The sequence below is a fragment of the Actinomadura sp. NPDC049382 genome, from assembly GCF_040677125.1.
Classification (GTDB): domain Bacteria; phylum Actinomycetota; class Actinomycetes; order Streptosporangiales; family Streptosporangiaceae; genus Spirillospora; species Spirillospora geliboluensis.
In genome coordinates this window covers 1-20,117 of the sequence record NZ_JBFARO010000048.1, presented here as the reverse complement: position 1 = coordinate 20,117, position 20,117 = coordinate 1, and the positions used below count along the sequence as shown (strand labels likewise).

The following is a 20,117-nucleotide window of genomic DNA, read 5'->3' as shown; positions in this document are numbered from 1 at the left end:
CGGGTGGAAAGTGCGCGCACTCGATGGCCAACGTCCTGGAGCCCGCACGTGCCGCCGCGGCCGGCGTCCGCCTCAGACGCGGTCGGCCTTGAGGGCGATCTGAGCGGTGGTCCAGGCCAGCCCCATGAGGGCGAGCGCGGTCACGAGCATCCATTCGTCGATGAGGTCGACGGTGACCGGGGCCAGGTTGACCGACTTGCCCAGGGCCCCGAAGGCGATCACCGGCCACAGCACCGCGACGAAGCCCTCAAGGACGACGGCCGGCCCGAGCAGTGCCCCGAGCAGCCTGCGGGACGCCGTTCCGGCGAGCAGCGGCCTGTTCACCGCCGTGAAGGCGAGCATGAGCGCGGCCGCGCCCGCCAGCCAGGCGAAGACCATGCCGTACCCGACGTCGGCGGTCCCGGAGTACCGCAGGGCCGCCGCGATGGGGATCCGTCCCACCGGCGCCGCGAGGAGAGCCGCCAGGTTGACGACGACCACGCAGGCGAGGACGAGCACGGGCCGGTGAGGGAGGCTCCACAGCCATGCCGAGAGGGCGATCAGAAGCACCAGCAGCCCCATCAGCCAGTACGGGCCTTCCTCCAGCACGACTTTCGCCCCCATCCCGTCGTGGAGCTGGAACGGCAACAGGAGGGTGCCGGCGACGGCGGTCCAGGCGCAGGCGAGAGCGCCCCGGGCGGCGACCGGACGGCGGCTTTCGTGCGCGGGCCCCGGAGCGGACGGACGATTAGGGGCAGTAGGCCGTTCGCCGCCATCGGCCACGGCGGTGAGCAGGTCGCGGGCCTGTGCGGGAGTCAGCCGGGCGGCGGGGTCTTTGCGGAGCAAGCCGGTGAGGAGCCGCGCGAGCGGCCCGCCGCATGCGGGTGGGGGCGGCTCCTGTGTGGCGATGGCGATGAACAGGGCACCGTGGGTGGGAGCGGTGAACGGCGGGCGGCCCTCCACCGCCGCGTACAGGGTCGCGCCTAACGACCACAGGTCAGAGGCGGGTGTGGCGGTATGGCCGTGCACCTGCTCGGGCGACATGTAGGCGGGCGTGCCCAGCACCGCGCCCGACCGGGTGAGCGTGGCGTCGCCCTCCACCGCGGCGATGCCGAAGTCGGTGAGGACGACCCGCTCCCCTTCCAGCAGCACGTTGGCCGGCTTGACGTCGCGGTGCACGATCCCCTGCGCGTGCGCGGCCGACAGGGCGTCCAGCATCGCCAGGCCGATTGCGGCCACCTGCCGCGCGGGTAACCGCCCCTGTTCCGCCAGCAGCCGCTCCAGCGACCGACCCCGGATCAGCTCCATCACGATCCACGGGCGGCCGTCCTCGCCCATGACCCGGTCGTAGACGGTGACGATGGCCGGGTGCCGAAGCCGGGCGGCGGCCCGGGCCTCGCGCTCCATCCGCGCGTACCACACCGCCCGCTCCTGCTCGGTGACCTGCTCGGGCACCCGCAGTTCCTTGATGGCGACCTCCCGGTCGAGGTCGGCGTCATGGGCCCGCCACACCGACCCCATGCCGCCCTGCCCGATCCGCCCGAGGTTGCGGTAGCGGCCCGCCAGCACCCCTTCACGGTCCCAGCTCACGATCAGAATTTACCGCGCCCTCCCCGACGGGATCGGTTCGAAGGCGCGCTGCCGTGGGCGGGGCGGTGCCAGGATTGCCGGTGCGGGACCGGACGACCGTCGAGGAGGCGCCATGGCCGGGGATGCTCAGGGGTGGGGCGGGCAGCTGTGGGCGGCCGCCGATCTGCTCACTCCGATGGCGATCCGGGTGGCGGCGACGCTGCGGCTGGCCGACCACATCGCGGGCGGCGCGCGGACGGTCGAGGCGCTCGCCGCGGCGGCGGGCGCCGACGCCGACGCGCTGGGACGGCTCATGGGGCATCTGGTGACCGCCCGTGTTCTGGTCCGCGAGGACGACGGTGCCTATGAGCTGACTGACCTGGGCGAGCAGCTTCGTGATGACCATCCAGGGGGCCTGCGGGTCTGGCTCGACCTGGAAGGGGCCATCGGGCATGCCGATCTGTGCTTCACCGAACTGCTCCACACCGTGCGCACCGGGGAGCCCGCCTTCCCGCGCCGTTTCGGCCGGACGTTCTGGGAGGACCTGTCGGCCGACGCGCGGCGCGCGGCGTCGTTCGACGCGTTGATGGGCGGGCGGCTGGCGGAAGAGGCGCCCGTGCTGGCCGCCGCCTACCCCTGGGGCGGTCTCGGTCGCGTGGTCGACGTGGGCGGCGGCGACGGGAGCCTGCTGATCGCCGTCCTTCGCGCCCACGAAGACCTGCGCGGAACGGTGATCGACCTGGCCGGGCCGGTCGCGCGCGCCAAGGCGGCCATCGCCGGGGCCGGACTGGACGACCGGGCCGACGCCGAGGCGGGCAGCTTCTTCGACCCCCTTCCCGCCGGGGCCGGCGGATACCTGCTCTCGGGCGTCCTCCACGACTGGGACGACGAGCGGGCCGCGCGGATCCTGCGGCGGTGCGCCGAGGCGGCGTCGGGGACGGGGAAGGTGCTCGTGGTGGAGCACGTCGCCAACGTCGAGAGCGACACGCGGGACACCGAAGGCGACCTGCGGATGCTCTGCTACGTCCGCGGCAGGGAGCGCACCCTGGCCGAACTGGGCGAGCTGGCCGCGTCGGCCGGTCTGCGGGTCGGCTCGGTCAGGCCGGGCGGACTGCACTCGATCGTCGAGTTGGAGCCGTCCGGCTGACCCAAGAAACGCTCCCACGCGGACCGGCGGGTGATCGCCGGCGCGGCGCCCATCCGGGCCCAGGGGAGCCCTGGCAAACGTCCGGCCTGAGGGGTCGTGGGACGATGGCGCCGTGTCCGTGATGCCGGAGCCCGTTGCCCCCGACGCGCCGGGAATGATCTCCCGGCCGCTGCTCACGCAATGGTGGCTCGACCTGGCGTTCATCCACTGGGCGGTGGAGCCGCGGCGGGTCGCGCCGCTGCTACCGGACGGCGTCGAACCCGACACGCTGGACGGGGTCACCTATGTCGGCCTCGTCGCCTTCTGGATGGACCGGGTCGGCTGGCTCGGGCTGCCCGGCGTCCCCTACCTCGGGACGTTCCCGGAGACGAACGTCCGGCTGTACTCGGTGGACGCGCGGGGGCGGCGGGGCGTGGTGTTCCGGTCGCTGGACGCCTCGCGGCTGCTGCCCGTGGCGATCGCGCGGGCGGCGTTCCGGATGCCGTACCAGTGGTCGCACATGTCCGTCCGGGCCCGCAAGGACGTCGTCAGCTACACCAGTTCGCGGCGGTGGCCCGGGCCGCGCGGCGCCTACAGCCGGATCGACGTGCGGATCGGCGAGCGGGTGGCGGAACCGTCCGAACTGGAGCATTTCCTCACCGCTCGCTGGGGCATGCACAACGAGGTCTTCGGGCGGGTGCGGTTCCTGCCGAACGTCCACCCGCGATGGCCGCTGCACCGGGCGACGCTGCTGCGCTGCGAGCAGGACCTTGTGGCGGCGGCGGGGCTGCCGGGGCCGCTGGGCGAGCCGGTCAGCGTGCTGTACTCGCCGGGCGTGCCGGTGCGGTTCGGCCTGCCCGTCGGCTGATCACTCGACCGGAGGGCCGGGGAAGCGCATCACCGGGTTGCTGCGGCCCGCGAGCAGCAGGACGAGCACGATCCCGGCGGCGGCGTAGCAGCCGAGCACGATCAGGGGCCGGGCCAGGTCGTTGCCGTCGAAGTAGACGGCGTTCCGGACGGCCTCCGTCCCGGCCCAGTTGGGCAGCCACGGGCCGACGTCCCGCCAGAACCCCGGCAGCATCTGCAGCGGCCACGGCCCCCCGGCGGCCGGGTTGCCGAGCACGACGAACACCACGATCGCCAGCGCCGTCCCGATGATGCCGAGCAGGCTCTCGGCGGCGGCCGTCGCGACCGCGATGGCGAACACGCAGAGCGCGCCGACGCCGGTGAGCAGCCAGGGGTGGCCGGGCAGGTAGCCGTAGCCGGTCTCCACGATCAGCGTCCCGGCGGCGCCGACGGCCGCCGAGTACACCGCGAAGGCCAGCACGCGGACGACGGCGTCGCGCGGCGTCCGGGCCGCCATCCCCCGGTAGAGGCCGACGATCGCGGCGACCAGGTAGCCGCTGACGATCCACGCGATCACCAGGTAGAACGGGACGAGCCCTTCGGAGTCCCCGGGGTCGGCGGGCACCACGTCCTGCACGGCCAGGGTCTGCCCACTGGACGCCGCGACCTGCGCGAACGCGCCGCGCAGCAGGCCGCTGGTGGCCGGGCCGAACGCGGTGGTGACGAGCAGCCGGCCCTGCTGCGGCACGTAGGCGCCGTAGACGTCGCGGTGGCGGATCGCCCGCCGCGCGGCCTCGGCGGTCGGGTACCCGCGCGTGTCGAACTGGTCGCCCTGGCGGTCCAGCGCGGCGCCGACGCGGGCCGCGGCGTCCGGCGGGCCGACCACAGCCACCGGCAGCCGGTGCGGGTGCGGCGCGTGGAGCCCGCCCACGTAGGACGCGATGAACGCCGCGCCGAGCAGGAAGACGGCCGCCATGAACAGCGCGGTGACCGGATAGGAGACACCGCGTTCGGGCTGAGGCGAGCCGGTCATTGCCTATGGCTACCCTGTCGTCACGATACGTAACTGCGCTTGCGTGCGCGAGGTGCGGATGCTTTATAAATGCACATTCATTTATTAATGGGGGTGCGATGGCGGGGCGGCCGAGGGGCGTCGACGACGCGGCGATCCTGCGGGCGGCGGTCGAGGTGATCGGACGGGTCGGACCGGCCCGGCTCACCCTCGCCGCCGTGGCCGGCGAGGTGGGGGTGGTGCCGGGCACGCTCGTCCAGCGGTTCGGGTCCAAGCGCGGGCTGCTGGTGGCGCTGGCCGCGTCCGCCGTCCGGGACGCCGACGCGCTGCACGAGCGGGCGAGGGCGGGGCACGCGTCGGCGCTCGCGGCGCTCGACGCCTTCGCGGTCGAGGGGATGTCCGAGATGTCCACGCCGGAGCGGTTCGCGAACCACCTGGCCTTCCTGTGCGCGGACCTCACCGACCCCGAGCTGCACGAGCACGCCCTGGCCGTCCACCGGGCGCAGTGCCGCGTGATCGAACTGCTGCTCGGCGAGGCGGCGGCCGGCGGCGAGCTCCGCCCCGGCACCGACACCCGCGCCCTGGCCCGGACGATCCGGGCCGTCGTCGCGGGAACCGGCCTGAGCTGGGCCCTCGACCGCGAGGGGACGCTCCCGGAGCGGCTCCGCCAGGAGATCCGCGCCGTCCTCGCACCGCACGTCCGCGAGGACGCGCCGCACCTCCGCACGGGCAGGGAGGAACCATGGGGATACTGACCGGGCGTACTCCGAGTCCCCCGCCTATCTCGGACGGGCGGTCGCCGCCCTCGCCGCCGACCCGAACATCATGGACAAGTCGGGCCGGGCGCTGGCCACCTCGGGCCTCTACGAGGAGTACGGCTTCACCGACGCCGACGGCACGCGGCCGGACTTCGCCGCCCACTGGGCCGAGGCGCCGCTGGACGAGTACGGGCCGCTCGGCGACCCGCTATAGCCCGCCGACGACGAGGCGGCCGCCCCGCACGGCGACGTCCGTCCCGAAGGCGCGGCAGGCGGCGGTGAACCGCTCGGTGATCCAGGCGTGGTCGGCGCCCTCCGCGCACTCCGTGCGGGCGAAGTCCAGCCGGAGCGGCACCGCCTCGACCCGGGACGGCCGCCCCTCGTCCACGGTGACCAGGAACAGCAGGCCCAGGTCGTTGCGGAGCATCGGATCGACGATGTAGTCGTCGATGAAGTCGCCCATGTCGAACACGACCGGCGGGGCCGCACCGTGGAAGACGTGCGCCGAACTGCCCGCGACGAGCGACGCGCCGGCGTCCACGAGGCTCCGGGCCGCCCGGCGGACGTAGCGCGGCGGCTCCGAGGTCATGTTCGGGCCCCAGTGCGGCATGACGAGCACGGTCCCGACGCCGTCCCGCAGCTCGCTGATCCGCCGCGCCAGGTCGTCCGGGACGCCCTCGCGCAGATCGGTGAAGGCGACACCGGGGCGGTCGGGCCCCGCGGCGAAGTCGGCCGGGTGGTCGGTGACGCCCACCACCGCCACCCGCGTGCCCCGCGCCTCCAGCACGGCCGGCTCCTCCGCCGCCGCGAGATCCTCTCCGGCGCCGACCGTGCGGATGCCCGCCCGCCCCAGGAGACCGACCGTGTCCGCCAGCGCGTCGGCGCCGTAGTCGAGGGCGTGGTTGTTGGCGAGCGTCACGCAGTCGACGCCCAGTTCGGTGAGGACGTCGACCGCGTCCGGCGGAGCCCGGAAGTGGAAGGGCTTGCCCGGGGCGTCCCAGGGCCGCCCGCGATCGGAGACGCAGCACTCCAGGTTCAGCAGCGCCAGGTCCGCCTCCGCGAACGCGTCGCGCACGCCGCCGGAGAACAGGCCGTGCGGGCCGGACTCGGCGATCCGGATTCCCACTCCGCGCCCGAGCATGGTGTCCCCGGCGAGCGCCACCGTGATGGCCATCGGGTCCTCCCTCGACGGGACGTCCCCTCCCAGCCTACGAACCGCGCGCTCCCCCGCTAGGACAGCGGGCGGCCCGGGCCCTTCTTGATCTGCTCGATGAACAGCTGCGCGAGGGCGTGCTGGCCGGCGACCGTCGGGTGGTAGCTGCGCGGCTCCGCCTCCAGGGCGGGCAGCTTCAGCGCCAGGCCGTTCATGTAGGCGTTCCGGCTGCCGACCTCGTGCCCGGCGAACGCGCCGTAGGCGTCGACGAACTCGACGCTGCCGGGGGCGCGCGTGGCGGCCTTGCGGGCGTCGGCCTCCGCGACCGACTGCCGGATCAGCTGCCCCAGCTCGTAGGCGCGGGCGTTCAGCCAGCGCTGGTCCGACACCGTGATGTTGTCCGCGTCCACGCCGCTGACCTCGGAGAACGCCTTGGGGTACCCCATCACGACCACCCGCGCGCCGGGGGCCCGCGCGGTGATGTCGGCGAGCAGGGACGGCAGGCTCTGGCGCAGCTCGGCCATCTTCCCGGCGATCTCCTCGCCCTGCCGGGTGCAGCTCTTGCTCCACGGCAGCTTCACCACGCAGCCGGCGAGGACCTTGGAGAACCCGACGTCGTTGCCGCCGATGCTGAGGGTGATCAGGCTGGTGTCGCGCCCGATGCGCCCGATCTGCGGGGGCTCGCCGTGCCGTCCCTTCAGGACGTCGCGGGTCGTGGCGCCCGAGCAGGCCCAGAACGAGGTGCCCTTCGCGAACCGGAACGCCTGGGAGACCTCGTGGTAGTACGCCTTGGACGTCCGGTGGCAGCGGGCGAGCGGGTTGTGGTCGGCCGGGGTCGCCTCCGCGCCGACGCCCGCCGAGTAGGAGTCCCCGAGCGCGACGTAGGCGCCGCGCGTGGCCGCCTCCAGCGGCGTCGGGGCCCGCTCGGCGGCGACCGGGTCGGCGCGCTGCTCCGGGACGGGCGTCCGGCATCCGGCGCCGAACACCTCGCAGCGCGCGGCGGGCAGCGCCACCACCGGGACGACGGCCAGTGCCAGCAGGACGGCGAGGAGGACGAGCGCGGCGCGGCGCTCGCCGAGACGGTCCCGCAGCCGTGCGACCGGGCTGATCAAGCGTCCTCCTCCACGTCCCTCAGGCAGACGTCCGCGCGCCGCCGCCGGTTCCCGCCTTTACATTGTAGATCCGTTATTGGGGGCAGGGCGCCCACATGGCGATGCGCGGCCCGAGGTCGTGCAGGCCCGCCTCGATCTCGGCGGCCCAGTAGGACCTGATCCCCGGGCCCCACCGCTCCTCCGGCAGCTCCGCGAAGCCGTGCCGGGCGTACCAGGGGCCGTTCCACGGGACGTCCCGGTACGTCAGCAGGCTGACGCCGGGCGCCCCGGACGCCGCCGCCCCCGCCATGACCTCCGCGAGCAGCGCGGCGCCGATCCCCCGCCCGGTCAGGTCGCCGCGCACCGAGATCTGCTCCAGGTGCGCGGCGCCGTCGACCTCCTCGACCGCCGCGAAGCCCACCGCCGGGTCGCCGGCCACCACGATCCGGGCGGCGCCGTCACCGATCAGCTGCTCGATCACGGTCGGGCCGGGCGGGAACACGATCCCGATCTCCCGGAACATCGCGTCGCCCGAGTTCTCGATGTCCGCCAGCCGCGGCAGGTCCGCGGGCCGCGCCGGCCGCACCTCGTACCCCATGCCGCGAATCGTAGGCGGCGCGGCCGCGTGCCGCCGCCCATTTAGCGGCCGTCCGGGCGCGCCGCCGCCGGCGCGAGCGACAGGTCCCAGTACTCGGCGTAGCGGCCGCCGCGCTCCAGCAGCTCCTCGTGGGTGCCCTCCTCCACGATCCGGCCGCCGTCCAGGAACGCGATGCGGTCGGCGCGGCGGACCGTCCGCATCCGGTGCGCCACCATCACCACGGTCCGGCCCGCCATCAGGCGCTCGATGCCCGCGTGGACGGCCGCCTCGTTCACCGGGTCCAGCGCGGAGGTCACCTCGTCCAGCAGCACGATGGGCGCGTCCTTCAGCAGCGCCCGCGCGATCGAGACCCGCTGCCGCTCGCCGCCCGACAGCAGCGCGCCGCCCTCGCCGACGTTCGCGTCCCATCCGCCGGGCAGCCGCTCGACCACCTCGTCCAGCCGGGCCGCGGTCGCCGCCGCCCGCACCTCCGCGTCGCCCGCGCCGGGACGGCCGAGGCGCACGTTCTCCTCGATCGTGCCGTCGAAGAGGTAGACGTCCTGGAAGACGACGGCGATCTGCTCCATCAGCACGTCGGTGCTGATCTCGCGCACGTCCACCCCTCCGACGCGGACCGCCCCCTCGTCCACGTCGTAGAAGCGGGCGAGGAGCTGGAGCAGGGTGCTCTTGCCCGCGCCCGACGGGCCGACGACGGCGAGCCGCCGCCCCTCCGGCACCGCCAGCGACAGGCCGCGGATCACGGTGCGGTCGTCCCGCCGGAAGGTGACGGACGCGAACTCCACGTCGCGGCGCACCGGCCGGACCGGTTCGGCCGGCTCCGGCAGCGGCGCGGTGCGCAGCACCTCGTCCAGCCGCGCCAGCTGGGAGCGGGCCGCCCGCATCCGGCCGGCGAACTCCGACAGCGCCAGCAGCGGGTCGGCGCAGCGGGCGGCCAGCACCAGGACCGCCAGCAGCTCCGCCGCGCCGACGTCCCCGCCGAGCGCGAGGTGGGCGCCGAGGACCAGCATCCCGGTGAACACCGCCTGCACCGCGAGGGACAGGCCGAGGGCGCCGGGCAGCGCCGACAGCGTCGTGCGGCGGGACGCGCGCCGCAGCTCGGCGAGGGCGTCGTCGAGCAGCCGGAAGCGCTCGGTGGTCCGGCCCCCGGCCCGCAGCACCGGCTGGGCCTGGAGGTACTCGATGACGCGCCCGGTCGCCTCGTGGGCGCGCTGGTGGCGGTCCTCGTCGGCGGCGGCCGTCGAGCGCCCCGCCCACACCTGGATCAGCGCGACGAGCGGGACGGCGGCGAGCGCCGCCAGCCCGAGCTGCCAGTTGTAGGCGAGCATCACGGCGACGATCGTCAGCGGGGTCGCGCAGGCGGAGATGTACGGCGCCAGCAGGTGGGCGATCACGCTCATCGCCTGCAGCACGCCGGGCCCGGCCAGGACCGACACCTCCCCGACGCGGCCCGGCCCGTACCAGCCGACGGGCAGCCGGGCGAGGTGGTCGCCGAGCCGGTGGTACATGCCGTCCAGCAGCGTCGTCCCGGCGCGGAAACCGGACAGGTCGCTGACGTAGCGCAGCACCGCGTACCCGGCGACCGCCGCGCCGAACGCGATCAGCCACGGGCGGGCGTCGCCGGGCGTGCCGCCGAACAGCTCCCGCAGGACGGGGACCAGCAGCGCGCAGGCCAGCCCCTCGACCACCGCGGTCGCCGTCATCAGCGCCACCGTGCGGCGCACCGGCGGGGCGTACTCGGGTCCCAGCACGCGCAGCAGCAGTCGGATCATCGGGGCATGCCTCCCTGTGGCACGGCGTCGTTCCCGTCGGCGGCCGCCGACCGGTGGGCGTCCCAGAGCGCGGCGAACCGCCCGCCGCGGGCGAGCAGGTCGGCGGGCCGGCCGCGCTCGGCGATCGCCCCGTCCTCCAGGACCACGACGGTGTCGGCGTCCGCGATCGTCTCCATGCGGTGGGCGATGACCAGGACCGTCCGGTCGCCCTTCAGCGCGGCGAGGGCGCGGCGGACCGCCCGCTCGGTCCGCGGGTCGGCGAACGCGGTCGCCTCGTCCAGCACCAGGACGGGGGTGCCGGCGAGCAGCGCGCGGGCGAGCGCGATCCGCTGCGCCTCGCCGCCCGACAGCCGCGCCTCGTCGCCGATCACGGTGTCGTAGCCGCGCGGCAGCTCCATGATCCGGTCGTGGACGTCGGCGAGCCGCGCGGCGCGGACCACGTCGTCGCGCCCGGCCCCCGGTACGGCGAGCGCGATGTTGTCGGCGACCGGCGCGCGCAGCAGCCGGACGTCCTGGAACACGAAGGAGACCGCCCGGTACAGCTCGCGGCTCCCGATCTCGCGCAGGTCCGCGCCGCCGAGCAGGACGGCGCCCTCGTCCGGGTCGAAGAACCGCGGCAGGAGCTGGACGAGCGTGGACTTCCCGCTCCCCGACGGCCCGACGACGGCGGTGACCGTCCCCGGTTCGAGGACCAGGTCGACGCCGCGCAGCACCTCCCGGCCGGCGTCGTAGCCGAACCGGACGCCGCGCAGCTCCACCCGGTGGCCGCGCGGCGCGACCGGGCGGGCCGGCTCGGGCAGCGCCGGCACGTCGAGCACCTCCCGGATCCGGCCGACCGCGCGGCGGGCGGCCTGCATGTCGTCGAAGCCGTGGCCGAGGGCCTCCACCGGCGCGGCGAGCCCCAGTCCGAGCAGCAGGAACGGCAGCAGGTCCGCGGCGGGCATGCCGCCCTCGGTGATCAGCACCGCGCCGCCGGTCAGCACCACCAGCAGCACGAACGGCGGCGACAGCACCACCTGCATCGCGGCGGCGATCCCGGCGAGGCCGCGCACCATCCGGTAGAAGGAGGTGGTGAAGGCGTCCACGGCGGTGAAGAACGCGCGGTGGGCGCGCTCGCCGCCGCCGAACGTCTTCACCACCGCGATGCCCTGGACGAACTCGACGACGGAGTCGGAGATCCGCCCCATCGCCGCGTCGAACTCCTGCTGCTCGCGCAGCCGGGCGGGGGTCATCATCAGCGGCACCGTCGCCACCGCCAGCGCCACCGGGATCAGCGTGATGAGCGTGAGCCGCCAGTCGACGGTGAACAGGTAGGCCAGCGACACCGCCGGCACGACGAACGCGGAGACCAGCTCGCCGGGGGTGTGGGCGATGAACGGGTGGACGGCGCTCACGTCCTCCCCCGCGACCTTCGCCAGCTCGCCCGTCCGGCGGCGCGACAGCCAGCCGATCGGCACGAGCCCGAGCCGGGCGGCCAGCCGGCGGCGGAAGTCCAGCTGCACCCGGTCGTCGAGGAGGTGCCCGAGCGCCGACGCAGCGCCCGTGGCCAGCAGCCGGACGAGCAGTCCGGCCGCGCCCGCGACGACGGCGGTCCAGACGTGGCCGCGGTCGAGCGGGCCGGGCGACAGCAGGGCGCGGCCCAGCTCGACGACCGCCAGCAGCGGGGCCAGCCCCGCGACGGCGCCGACCACCTGGAGGGCCACGACGGCGGTGAAGCTCCACCGGTAGGGGCGCAGCAGCCCCGGCGCGCTCACCGCTCCCCCGTCGCGCCGGACCGCTTCTCCCGGCGGCTGCCGCGCGGCAGGGTCGCGGCCATGATCGTGCTGGGGGTGTCCAGCTCGATGCGGTGCCAGCGCCCGCGCGGGACGACGGCGGCGGTCCCGGCCGTCAGCCGGATCTCCTCCTCCCGCCGCCCCGCCCTCTCCGGGCGCAGGTAGAGGCGGATCTTCCCGATGAGGCAGGACACGACCTCGTCGGCCTCGGGGTGGACCTCCCAGTGGTCGGCGTGGACGTCGGCGGCGGTCTTGGCGTGGAACGTCCGAAGCTGCCAGTCGTCCAGGTCGAGGGGGCCCGCCGCACTCCCGGTGCGGACGGTGCCGCCCCGCTGGAGGTGCACGGGTGCCCCGAAGAGGTCGATCGGCGCGACGGTCATGCGGAGGTTCCTTCCTGCGGCGGCGGGCTCGTCCTGGGCAGGACGGTGAGGGCGATGAGGGCGGCGGCGGCCAGCAGGACCGCGGCGAGGGTCAGGCCGAGCGCGTACCCGTCGTTGAGGGCCGCGGGCGTGGCGGCGCCGCCGGCGCGGTCGCTCGCCGCGGTGCCGAGGGCGGCCAGGCCGAGCGACGCGCCGATCTGGCGGGAGCTGTTGAGCAGCCCGGAGGCGACCCCGGTCTCGGCCGGGGCGACGCCGCCGGTGGCGATGGAGACGATCGGCCCCAGGCACAGCCCGAAGCCGGTGCTGGCGACGACCGCGGGGCCGAGGACGTCCACGCCGTACGAGCCGTCCGGGCTGATGAGGCCGAACCAGGCGAACCCGGCCGCGCCCAGCGCCGCGCCGGCGGCCAGGAGGCGGCGGGGCGCGAAGCGGTAGCCGAGCTTCACGGCGAGCACGGAGCCCGCGATCACCCCGAGGGCGAACGGCACGAACATGACGCCGGTCAGCGCCGCGCCGTGCCCGAGGACCCGCTGGAGGTACAGCGACATGAAGTAGAACGCCGAGGCCATGGCGGCGCCGGTCAGCAGGATGAAGGCGTTGGCGCCGGCGACCGAGCGGTTGGCGAACAGGCCGAGCCGCACCAGCGGGTCGCGGGTGGTGCGCCGCTCGACCAGGACGAACGCGGCCAGCAGCACGGCGGCGGACACCAGGCTCGCCATCGTCGGGGCCGACGTCCACGCGTGCTGGTCCGCGCGGACGACCCCGAACACCAGCAGGGTGAGCCCGCCGGTGGCGAGGACGGCGCCGAGCACGTCCGGGCGTCCCCCGCGCACCGGCGGCGGGGCGGCGGCGACGCCCCGCCAGGCCATGCCCAGCGCGACCGCGGCCATCGGCACGTTCACGAACATCACCGCGCGCCAGCTCGCGTACTCGGTGAGGACCCCGCCGATGAGGACGCCGAGGGCGCCGCCGGCGGCGTTCACCGCGCTCCAGATCCCGAAGGCCCGCACGCGCGCGCGGCCCGAGGGGAAGGCGTCGGCCAGCAGCGCCAGCGCGGCCGGGGCCAGCGCGGCGGCGCCGACGCCCTGCGCGGCGCGCGCCGCCACCAGGTGGCCGGGCGCCTGCGCGAAGCCGCCGAGCAGGGACGCGAGGCCGAACAGGCCGAGCCCCGCCAGCAGGACCCGCTTGCGTCCGTACCGGTCGGCGGCCTTCCCGCCGAGCAGCAGCAGCCCGCCGAAGGTGAGCGCGTAGGCGTGGATCACCCAGGTCAGCCCGGCCAGGCTGAAGCCGAGCCCGGCGGCGATCTCCGGGAGCCCGACGTTCACCACCGACAGGTCCAGCGACACCATGAACTGCACGACGGCGACGGCGGCGAGGACGAGCCCCGCCCGCGCCTCGGGCGCGGCGGCCGGCGCCGTCCGCGCCGATTCCCTGATCGTCATCGCCGCCCTCCGGGGGCCGCGCGGGACTGCCTTCGTTGACTCGTGCGCATGCCGGACATCGTCGTGTCCGGGCCGGTCCGCGGTCGTCCTGCCGGGGAAGACTCCTTCGTCCGGTACCCGGGGCGCAGGAACCGCCGGCCTACTTCCCCGGGAGTAGCCGGGTTCTGCGACGTGCGGCGGAGGCACACCGCCCGGAAAGCGCCATAATCTACGCAGATGAGTTTCTTGGACGGGTGGCGGCCGCTCGCCCAGGACGCCCTGCTCGCCGCGGTGGTGGCGGTCCTGCCGGTGGTCTTCGTCGTGGCCGCGCCGGACGCGGGCCCCGCCGACGTCGCGCTCGCCCTCGCCGGCTGCCTCGCGCTCGTCGCGTGGCGGCGGGCGCCGCTGGCGGCGCTGCTGGTCAGCACGGCCTGCATGCTCACGGTCATGGTGCACGCCCAGCCGGGCCCGTCGCCCGTCTTCCCGGTGCTGGTGGCGGTGTTCGCCGCGGTGCGGGCCGGCCACCGGGCGGCCCCGGCGCTCGCGGGCGCGGCCTTCCTCGGCGCCGACCTCGCGGCCCGGCTGCCCGGCGACGGCGGGCCCATCGACGACCTGGAGAGCACGTCGCTGATGCTCGGCTGGTTCGTCGCGGCCGGCGTGGCCGCGACGGTCGCCCGGCACCGGCAGGCGTACCTGGAGGAGGTCGAGCACCGCGCCGCCGAGGCCGAGCGGACCCGCGAGGAGGCGGCGCTGCGCAGCGCGAGCGAGGAGCGGCTGCGCATCGCCCGGGAGCTGCACGACTCCCTCACCCACAGCATCTCGATCATCAGGGTGCAGGCCGGGGTGGCCGTGCACGTGGCGCGGCGGCGCGGCGAGGACGTGCCGCCCGCGCTGCTGGTGATCCAGGAGGCCAGCGGCGAGGCGATGCGCGAGCTGCGCGCCACCCTGAAGGTGATGCGCGGCGACGCCGGGTCCGACGGCCCGGCCACCGGGCTCGACCGGCTGGACGACCTGGTGGAGCGGGCCCGCTCCACCGGGCTCCCGGCCACCCTGACGATCTCCGGCGTCCGCCGCGACCTGCCGGACGAGGTGGACCGGGCCGCGTACCGGATCGTCCAGGAGGCCCTCACCAACGTCTCCCGGCACGCGGGCGGCGCGGCCGCCGCCGTGCGCATCGACTACGCCGACGGCGGCCTGGTGGTGCGCGTCGACGACGACGGCAAGGCCGACCCGGACGCGCCGCCCGTCCCCGGCACCGGCCTGCTCGGCATGCGCGAGCGGGTCACCGCGCTCGGCGGCCGGCTGCGCGCCGAGCCCCGCCCCGAGGGCGGCTTCACCGTGTGCGCCGAGCTCCCGCTGGGAGAGCCGGCGTGATCCGCGTGCTGCTCGTGGACGACCAGGCGCTCATCCGCGGCGGCTTCCGGGCCCTGCTGGAGATCGAGGACGACATCGAGGTGGTCGCCGAGGCCGCCAACGGCGAGGAGGCCGTCGCACTCGCCGCCGAGCACCGGCCCGACGTCGCGCTCGTCGACGTCCAGATGCCGGTGATGGACGGCATCGAGGCGACCCGGCTGATCGCCGCCGACGAGCGGCTGACCGGCGTCCACGTCGTGATCCTCACCAACTACGGCCTCGACGAGTACGTCTTCAACGCGCTCCGCGCCGGCGCCTGCGGCTTCATGGTGAAGGACACCGAGCCCGCCGACCTGGTGCAGGGCGTCCGGGTCGCGGCCCGCGGCGACGCGCTGCTGTCCCCCGCGATCACCCGCCGGCTGATCGGCGAGTACGTCGCGCGCCGCCCCGGCCCCGCGCCCGGCGCGCTCGGCGTGCTGACCAACCGGGAGCGGGAGGTCACCGCGCTGGTGGCGCGCGGGCTGTCCAACGACGAGATCGCCGCGCACATGGTGATCAGCCCGACCACCGCGAAGACGCACGTCAGCCGGGCGATGATCAAGCTGGGCGCGCGGGACCGCGCGCAGCTCGTCGTGTTCGCCTACGAGTCCGGGCTCGTCGCCCCGCGCACCGCCTGACCCGGCCCGCCTCAGGAGTAGTAGCGCATGTGCCAGTCCATCGGCGGCTCGCCGTAGGCGTCGGCGGGCGGCCGCGGGCCGAACTCGACCGCGGAGCCGTGGGCCAGCTCGGCGATGACCGCCGCCGCCTCGACGCCCGCGCGCCAGTGCTCGGGGACGGCCCGCGCCCCGTACCGGGCGCCGAGGAGGCCGCCGCAGACGGCGCCGGTGGCGTCGCTGTCGCCGGAGTGGTTGACGGCGAGCAGCAGCCCGCGCGGGACGATCTCCAGCGGGTACCCGCCCGCGGCCTCCGTCGCCAGCGCCGCGTAGACGGCGATGGCGAGGGCCTCCGGGCCGGTGAAGCCGCGGCCGAGGCCCTCCAGCCGCGCGGCGGACGGCGGACCGCCGCGCACCAGGCCGACCGCCTGCTCCAGCGCGGCCGTCGTCTCCTCGTGGCCGCGGTGCTCGCGCAGTTCCGCCATGGCGTGCTCCACGGCGTCGCCGAGGGACGCGCCGTGGACGAGTGAGGACACCGCGACGGCGAACGCTCCGGCGGGCAGGTGGCCCGAGGGGTGGCCGTGGGTGAGGGCCGCCGTGCCCTGCCCCCGGGTGAAGACGGCCGCGCGGTCGGGGTGGCCGAACCCCGCAGCGGCGGCGCGGATCGTCCCGCCGCAGCCCTTGGAGTCGTTGACCGGCTCGTCGACCCGGCCGAGCGGCCGGCCCGGCTTGCCGCGTGCCGCGGCCTTGCGGAGGGCGGCGAGGGTGGTGCGGCCCGCGCCGCGGCGGGCCGTCACCGCCGGGTCCCGCAGGGCGGGGCCGCTCATGTGCAGGTCCTGTCCGGGGAGCGGCTCGCCCTGGGCCGCCAGCCACGCGAGGTAGTTGGACTGGACGAGGCCGAAGTACGCGCCGCCGATGCCCCTGGCGCGGGCCCGGATGGACGCCTGGACGCCCGCCTGCGCGGTGAGCAGCCCCAGCTGCGTCGCCTCCCCGATCTCGCCCCGCCCCGCGAACCCGGTGACGCCGGCCGGGCCGTGCGCGGCGCGGATCTCGGCGAGCGCCATGCCCTCGACGGGGCGTCCGAGCGCGTCGCCGACCGCGCCGCCGAACAGGCAGCCGAGCATCCGGTCGCCGGTCGTGTCCGTCATGCCGGTCACGCTACCGGTGCGGCGCGCTCGGTCACCGCCGATTGGCCTTCCTCGGCACGGCGCGCGAATGAGCGCGGGCCGTGCCATCTCCCTGGCGCGCGGTCGACCTTGTGATGTACCGGAAAGCCACCGAAGAATGTCCGCGCGGCTAGCCCGCGCGCATTATCGGACGGTCGGGCCGCCGGACGACCTGCTCGACTTATTCGCATTTGGTCCGATTCTCCGGACACGCCCGCTCCCCCGGCATTGCGGCGGGTACAGGAATTCGCCAAGTGGCGCGGCGCGCATTCGCGGTGCCATACTCCGCTCGTTTCGCCTTTCGCGAGGGCGGAATTGGGAGCTCCTCCAAGGAAATGCACGCCCCGGCACAGGGAGAGAAGATGAAGCCGTACGAAACCCCCGTCCTGGTGGCGGCCGGCTCGTTCCGCAAGGTGACCGGCCTGCTCGGCCGGCACGGCAACGACCGCGTCGTGCTCAGCAAGAACTGACGAGCGGCCCCTTGACGCACATGCCCGAACCGAACGGCATGCCGGGCCGCGGCGAGGCGTTCTTCGTGGTCCTGCCGGACCACGCGGCCGCCCTCGCCGTGGCCTCGGCCGTCCCGCACGACCGGACGCTGCGGTACGCCTCCGGACGGCCCTGGCTGATCGGGAACTGGCCCGGCGCCGCGATCACCGCGGCACAGGCCGGCGCCGCCCGGATCGCCGTCCTCGGCACCCCGGCCCCCGCCGACCGGCTCCGCCGCGAGGCGGGGCGGCTCACCGGCCTCACCGCGCTGGACCGGCTCGCCCGCACCCTCCCCGGCAGCTTCCACCTCGTGGCCGCGCTGGACGGCCGCACCCGCGTCCAGGGCGACGCGGCGGGGCTGCGGCTGCTCTTCCACGCCCGGGTCGGCGGCGTGACCGTCGCCGCCGACCGCGCCGACGTCCTCGCCGCGCTGGCCGGCGCCGGCCTCGACGAGCGGCAGGTCGCGGCGCGGCTGCTGTGGCCGCTCCCGCATCCGCTGCCGCACACCCCGATGTGGCGCGGCCTCACCGCCGTGGAACCGGGCGAGCAGCTGAACCTGGAGCCGGACGGCGGCGCCCGCGTGCGCCGCTGGTGGACGCCGCCCGAGGCCGAGCGGTCCCTGGCCGCGGGCGCCACCGACCTCGCGGACGCGCTCACCGCGGCCGTCGACGCGCGCACGGCCGGCGGCGGGACGGTGAGCTGCGACCTGTCCGGCGGCCTCGACTCGACCTCGGTGTGCTTCCTCGCCGCGCGCGGCGAGGCGCGCGTCGTCGCGAGCACCTGCCCCGGCCGCGACCCCGCCGACGAGGACCTGGAGTGGGCGCGCCGCGCCGCCGCCCGGCTGCCCGGCGTCGAGCACGCCGTCTGGCCCGCCGAGGAGTCGCCGCTGGTGTACGCGGGGCTCCTGGACATCGACGACGCGCTCGACGAGCCGTCCATCGGGATGATGGACCGGGCCCGGGTCCTCAGCCACGTCCCCCGGCTGCTGGCGAAGGGCAGCCGGCTGCACCTGACCGGCATCGGCGGCGACCACGTCACCTGGTGCTCCGAGGCCCACTACCACGGGCTGCTGCGCCGCCGGCCGCGGCTCGCGCTGCCGCGGCTGCGCGGCTTCCGCGCGCTGTTCGACTGGCCACTCGGCCCGATGGCGGCGGCGCTGGCCGACGGCCGCCCGTACCGCCGCTGGCTCGCGGACGCGGCGGCCGGGCTGCGCCTCCCGCCGGCCCCGCCCGCCGCCGGGGCGCTCGGCTGGGACGACCCGCCCCGGCTGTTCGGCTGGGTCACCCCGGACGCCGAGCGGATGGCGGCGGACGTGCTGCGGGAGGCCGCCCGCGCCGCCGAGCCGCTCGCGCCCGACCGGGGCCGGCACGCCGACCTGCACGCCATCCGGGCCTGCGCCCGCATCGTCCGGCAGTGGGAGCGGATGAGCGCCCGCGCCGGGCTGCCGACGGCCTCCCCGTTCCTGGACGACCGGGTGATCGACGCGTGCCTGGCCGTCCGCCCGGAGGACCGGGTCACCCCGTGGAAGTACAAGCCGCTGCTGGTCGCGGCGATGCGCGGGACCGTCCCGGACGCCTGCCTCACGCGGTCGACCAAGGCGGAGGCGTCCATGGACGCCGCCGACGGGCTGCGCGTGCACCGCACCGACCTGATGGCGCTGTGGGAGGACTCGCGGCTCGCCCGGCTCGGGCTCGTCGACGCGGCCCGGCTGCGCGACCTGGCGTCCCGGCCGGCCGTCCCCGCGCTCCGCGAGGCGATCCTGTACTCCACCGTCGGCTGCGAGGTGTGGCTGCGGACCCTCGACGGCGGCCCCCGCGCGGCGGCCGCCGCGCCCTCAGCGAAGGAGACCGGATGACCCTGCGGCTGCGGCCCGGCGTGTCCACCGCCGACACCGGGTACGGGACGGTGCTGCTCGACGAGGGCAGCGGGGACTACTGGCAGCTCAACCCGACCGCGGCGCTGGTGCTGCGGCTGCTGGCGGAGGGGTGCGGCGCCGCGGGGGCCGCCGCGGCCCTCGCCGCGGAGTTCGACGTCGACCCGGCGCGGGCGCTGGCGGACGTGGCGGCGCTGGTCGAGCGGCTGCGCGCGGCCCGGCTGGTGACGCCGTGACGGTCCCGAGCGCGCTGCGCCGCCCGGCCGGGGTGCCGCCCGCGCGGCGCGCGGCGGCCCGCGCCGCGGTCCTGCTGGCCCGGCTGCTGGCGCTGCTGCCGCCCGGCCGCATCCGGGCCGTGCTCGGCGTCCTGCGCCGGGGCGCCCGCCCCGCCCGCCGCGACCAGGCGCTGGCGGCGCGGGACGCGGTGCGCGCCGTGAGCCTCGCCTGCCTCGGCCCGCGCGGCTGCCTGCCCCGCTCCTTGGCGACCGTCCTGCTCTGCCGGATGGGCGGCGGATGGCCCACCTGGTGCGCGGGCGTGCGGACGCTGCCGCCGTTCGGCGCGCACGCCTGGGTGGAGGCCGAGGGCGGGCCCGCCGGGGAGGACGTCCCGGACGGCTACCTCACCCCGCTGATCACCGTCCCGCCGCCGGGCGCGGAGCGCCGCGCGCGCTGAGCGCGGCGGGCGGCGCTTCGGAAAATGGGATGCGGGCGGGGGCGGGGAGTGCCCATCCTCGACCATGGGATGGACGCTGAGCGATGATCACGAGGAGTTCACCGGCCGGGCGGGCGCCTTCCTGCGGAGCGACCCCGTCCGCAACACCGTGACGCTGACCCTGACCGAGTCCATGCGGCACCGAAACCTCTACCCGCACGCGCTGTTCGGGTGGTGGACGGAGGGCGCGGACGTCGCGGGCACGGTCCTGTGGACGACGGACCGCTATCCGCCGCTCCTGAGCGCGATGCCGGAGCGGGCCGCGCGGGAGCTGGCGGACGTGCTGGCCGAGCGCGCCCCGGTGGTCGGGGCCGCATGGACTCGGTCAGGGTCAGCGTCACGGTGTTGCGGACGGGGTCGCTCCGCAGGAAGGCGCCCGCCCGGCCGGTGAACTCCT

General features: G+C 76.0%; 21 protein-coding genes. 11 read left to right on the top strand and 10 right to left on the bottom strand.

Annotated elements, in window-relative coordinates; all coding sequences use genetic code 11:
• Positions 1-72: 72 nt before the first annotated feature.
• Positions 73-1,569 carry a serine/threonine-protein kinase gene (locus tag AB0K34_RS25605; RefSeq protein ID WP_364551295.1) on the bottom strand — a complete coding sequence of 499 codons (1,497 nt, stop codon included), beginning with the start codon at positions 1,567-1,569 and terminating at the stop codon, positions 73-75.
• A gap of 112 nt (positions 1,570-1,681) precedes the next feature.
• Between AB0K34_RS25605 and AB0K34_RS25600 the strand changes: the two genes are divergently transcribed.
• Both AB0K34_RS25600 and AB0K34_RS25595 read left to right on the top strand, forming a co-directional pair.
• Complete coding sequence (locus AB0K34_RS25600; RefSeq protein ID WP_301175746.1) at positions 1,682-2,695, top strand: methyltransferase; 1,014 nt, start codon at positions 1,682-1,684, stop codon at positions 2,693-2,695.
• 121 nt (positions 2,696-2,816) lie between these two features.
• Complete coding sequence (locus tag AB0K34_RS25595) at positions 2,817-3,542, top strand: DUF2071 domain-containing protein (protein ID WP_301175770.1); 726 nt, start codon at positions 2,817-2,819, stop codon at positions 3,540-3,542.
• Here the strand turns inward: AB0K34_RS25595 and AB0K34_RS25590 are convergent, their stop codons facing one another.
• Positions 3,543-4,553, bottom strand: a complete 1,011-nt coding sequence (locus tag AB0K34_RS25590) for a hypothetical protein (protein WP_301175745.1) — start codon at positions 4,551-4,553, stop codon at positions 3,543-3,545.
• Between the two features lie 98 nt (positions 4,554-4,651).
• Here AB0K34_RS25590 and AB0K34_RS25585 point away from each other — a divergent pair, with 98 nt between their 5' ends.
• Positions 4,652-5,287, top strand: coding sequence for a TetR/AcrR family transcriptional regulator (locus AB0K34_RS25585; protein ID WP_301175744.1), 636 nt, complete (start codon positions 4,652-4,654; stop codon positions 5,285-5,287).
• A gap of 70 nt (positions 5,288-5,357) precedes the next feature.
• Positions 5,358-5,504, top strand: a complete 147-nt coding sequence (locus tag AB0K34_RS25580; protein ID WP_301175743.1) for a hypothetical protein — start codon at positions 5,358-5,360, stop codon at positions 5,502-5,504.
• On the opposite strand, the gene AB0K34_RS25575 is transcribed toward AB0K34_RS25580, so the two are convergent.
• The 7 genes from AB0K34_RS25575 to AB0K34_RS25545 all read right to left on the bottom strand — a co-directional run bounded on the left by AB0K34_RS25575 (position 5,499) and on the right by AB0K34_RS25545 (position 13,495).
• Positions 5,499-6,464 (bottom strand): CapA family protein, encoded by a 966-nt coding sequence (locus AB0K34_RS25575; RefSeq protein ID WP_301175742.1) that lies wholly within the window; start codon positions 6,462-6,464, stop codon positions 5,499-5,501. The genes AB0K34_RS25580 and AB0K34_RS25575 overlap by 6 nt on opposite strands.
• Before the next feature lie 56 nt (positions 6,465-6,520).
• Entirely contained in the window at positions 6,521-7,555 is a 1,035-nt protein-coding gene (locus AB0K34_RS25570) for an SGNH/GDSL hydrolase family protein (protein WP_301175741.1), read from the bottom strand.
• Between the two features lie 73 nt (positions 7,556-7,628).
• On the bottom strand, positions 7,629-8,132 hold the full coding sequence (locus tag AB0K34_RS25565; RefSeq protein ID WP_301175740.1) for a GNAT family N-acetyltransferase: 504 nt from the start codon (positions 8,130-8,132) through the stop codon (positions 7,629-7,631).
• 41 nt (positions 8,133-8,173) lie between these two features.
• Positions 8,174-9,901 (bottom strand): ABC transporter ATP-binding protein, encoded by a 1,728-nt coding sequence (locus AB0K34_RS25560; RefSeq protein WP_301175739.1) that lies wholly within the window; start codon positions 9,899-9,901, stop codon positions 8,174-8,176.
• Entirely contained in the window at positions 9,898-11,655 is a 1,758-nt protein-coding gene (locus AB0K34_RS25555; protein WP_301175738.1) for an ABC transporter ATP-binding protein, read from the bottom strand. Before AB0K34_RS25555 ends, AB0K34_RS25560 begins: the two co-directional genes overlap by 4 nt.
• Positions 11,652-12,053 (bottom strand): cupin domain-containing protein, encoded by a 402-nt coding sequence (locus AB0K34_RS25550; protein ID WP_301175737.1) that lies wholly within the window; start codon positions 12,051-12,053, stop codon positions 11,652-11,654. The genes AB0K34_RS25555 and AB0K34_RS25550 overlap by 4 nt, the downstream gene beginning before the upstream one ends.
• Entirely contained in the window at positions 12,050-13,495 is a 1,446-nt protein-coding gene (locus AB0K34_RS25545) for an MFS transporter (RefSeq protein WP_301175736.1), read from the bottom strand. The genes AB0K34_RS25550 and AB0K34_RS25545 overlap by 4 nt, the downstream gene beginning before the upstream one ends.
• A gap of 216 nt (positions 13,496-13,711) precedes the next feature.
• On the opposite strand from AB0K34_RS25545, the gene AB0K34_RS25540 reads away from it, so the two are divergent.
• Positions 13,712-14,848 carry a sensor histidine kinase gene (locus AB0K34_RS25540; RefSeq protein ID WP_301175735.1) on the top strand — a complete coding sequence of 379 codons (1,137 nt, stop codon included), beginning with the start codon at positions 13,712-13,714 and terminating at the stop codon, positions 14,846-14,848.
• Positions 14,845-15,504, top strand: a complete 660-nt coding sequence (locus AB0K34_RS25535; RefSeq protein ID WP_138636240.1) for a response regulator transcription factor — start codon at positions 14,845-14,847, stop codon at positions 15,502-15,504. The genes AB0K34_RS25540 and AB0K34_RS25535 overlap by 4 nt, the downstream gene beginning before the upstream one ends.
• A gap of 11 nt (positions 15,505-15,515) precedes the next feature.
• Here AB0K34_RS25535 and AB0K34_RS25530 read toward each other — a convergent pair whose 3' ends face one another.
• The gene (locus AB0K34_RS25530) at positions 15,516-16,628 is read right to left on the bottom strand and encodes an ADP-ribosylglycohydrolase family protein (RefSeq protein WP_301175734.1); all 1,113 of its coding nucleotides are present in this window, start codon (positions 16,626-16,628) and stop codon (positions 15,516-15,518) included.
• A 380-nt stretch (positions 16,629-17,008) separates the two neighbouring features.
• On the opposite strand from AB0K34_RS25530, the gene AB0K34_RS25525 reads away from it, so the two are divergent.
• The 5 genes from AB0K34_RS25525 to AB0K34_RS25505 all read left to right on the top strand — a co-directional run bounded on the left by AB0K34_RS25525 (position 17,009) and on the right by AB0K34_RS25505 (position 20,111).
• Positions 17,009-17,116 (top strand): keywimysin-related RiPP, encoded by a 108-nt coding sequence (locus tag AB0K34_RS25525; RefSeq protein WP_138636238.1) that lies wholly within the window; start codon positions 17,009-17,011, stop codon positions 17,114-17,116.
• Between the two features lie 20 nt (positions 17,117-17,136).
• Positions 17,137-18,990, top strand: coding sequence for a lasso peptide isopeptide bond-forming cyclase (locus AB0K34_RS25520; RefSeq protein ID WP_364551286.1), 1,854 nt, complete (start codon positions 17,137-17,139; stop codon positions 18,988-18,990).
• A complete protein-coding gene (locus AB0K34_RS25515; RefSeq protein ID WP_138636236.1) occupies positions 18,987-19,244 on the top strand; it encodes a lasso peptide biosynthesis PqqD family chaperone in 258 nt (85 codons plus the stop codon). The genes AB0K34_RS25520 and AB0K34_RS25515 overlap by 4 nt, the downstream gene beginning before the upstream one ends.
• Entirely contained in the window at positions 19,241-19,681 is a 441-nt protein-coding gene (locus tag AB0K34_RS25510; RefSeq protein WP_364551284.1) for a lasso peptide biosynthesis B2 protein, read from the top strand. Before AB0K34_RS25515 ends, AB0K34_RS25510 begins: the two co-directional genes overlap by 4 nt.
• A gap of 64 nt (positions 19,682-19,745) precedes the next feature.
• Positions 19,746-20,111, top strand: a complete 366-nt coding sequence (locus tag AB0K34_RS25505) for a hypothetical protein (RefSeq protein ID WP_364551282.1) — start codon at positions 19,746-19,748, stop codon at positions 20,109-20,111.
• Positions 20,112-20,117: the final 6 nt, after the last annotated feature.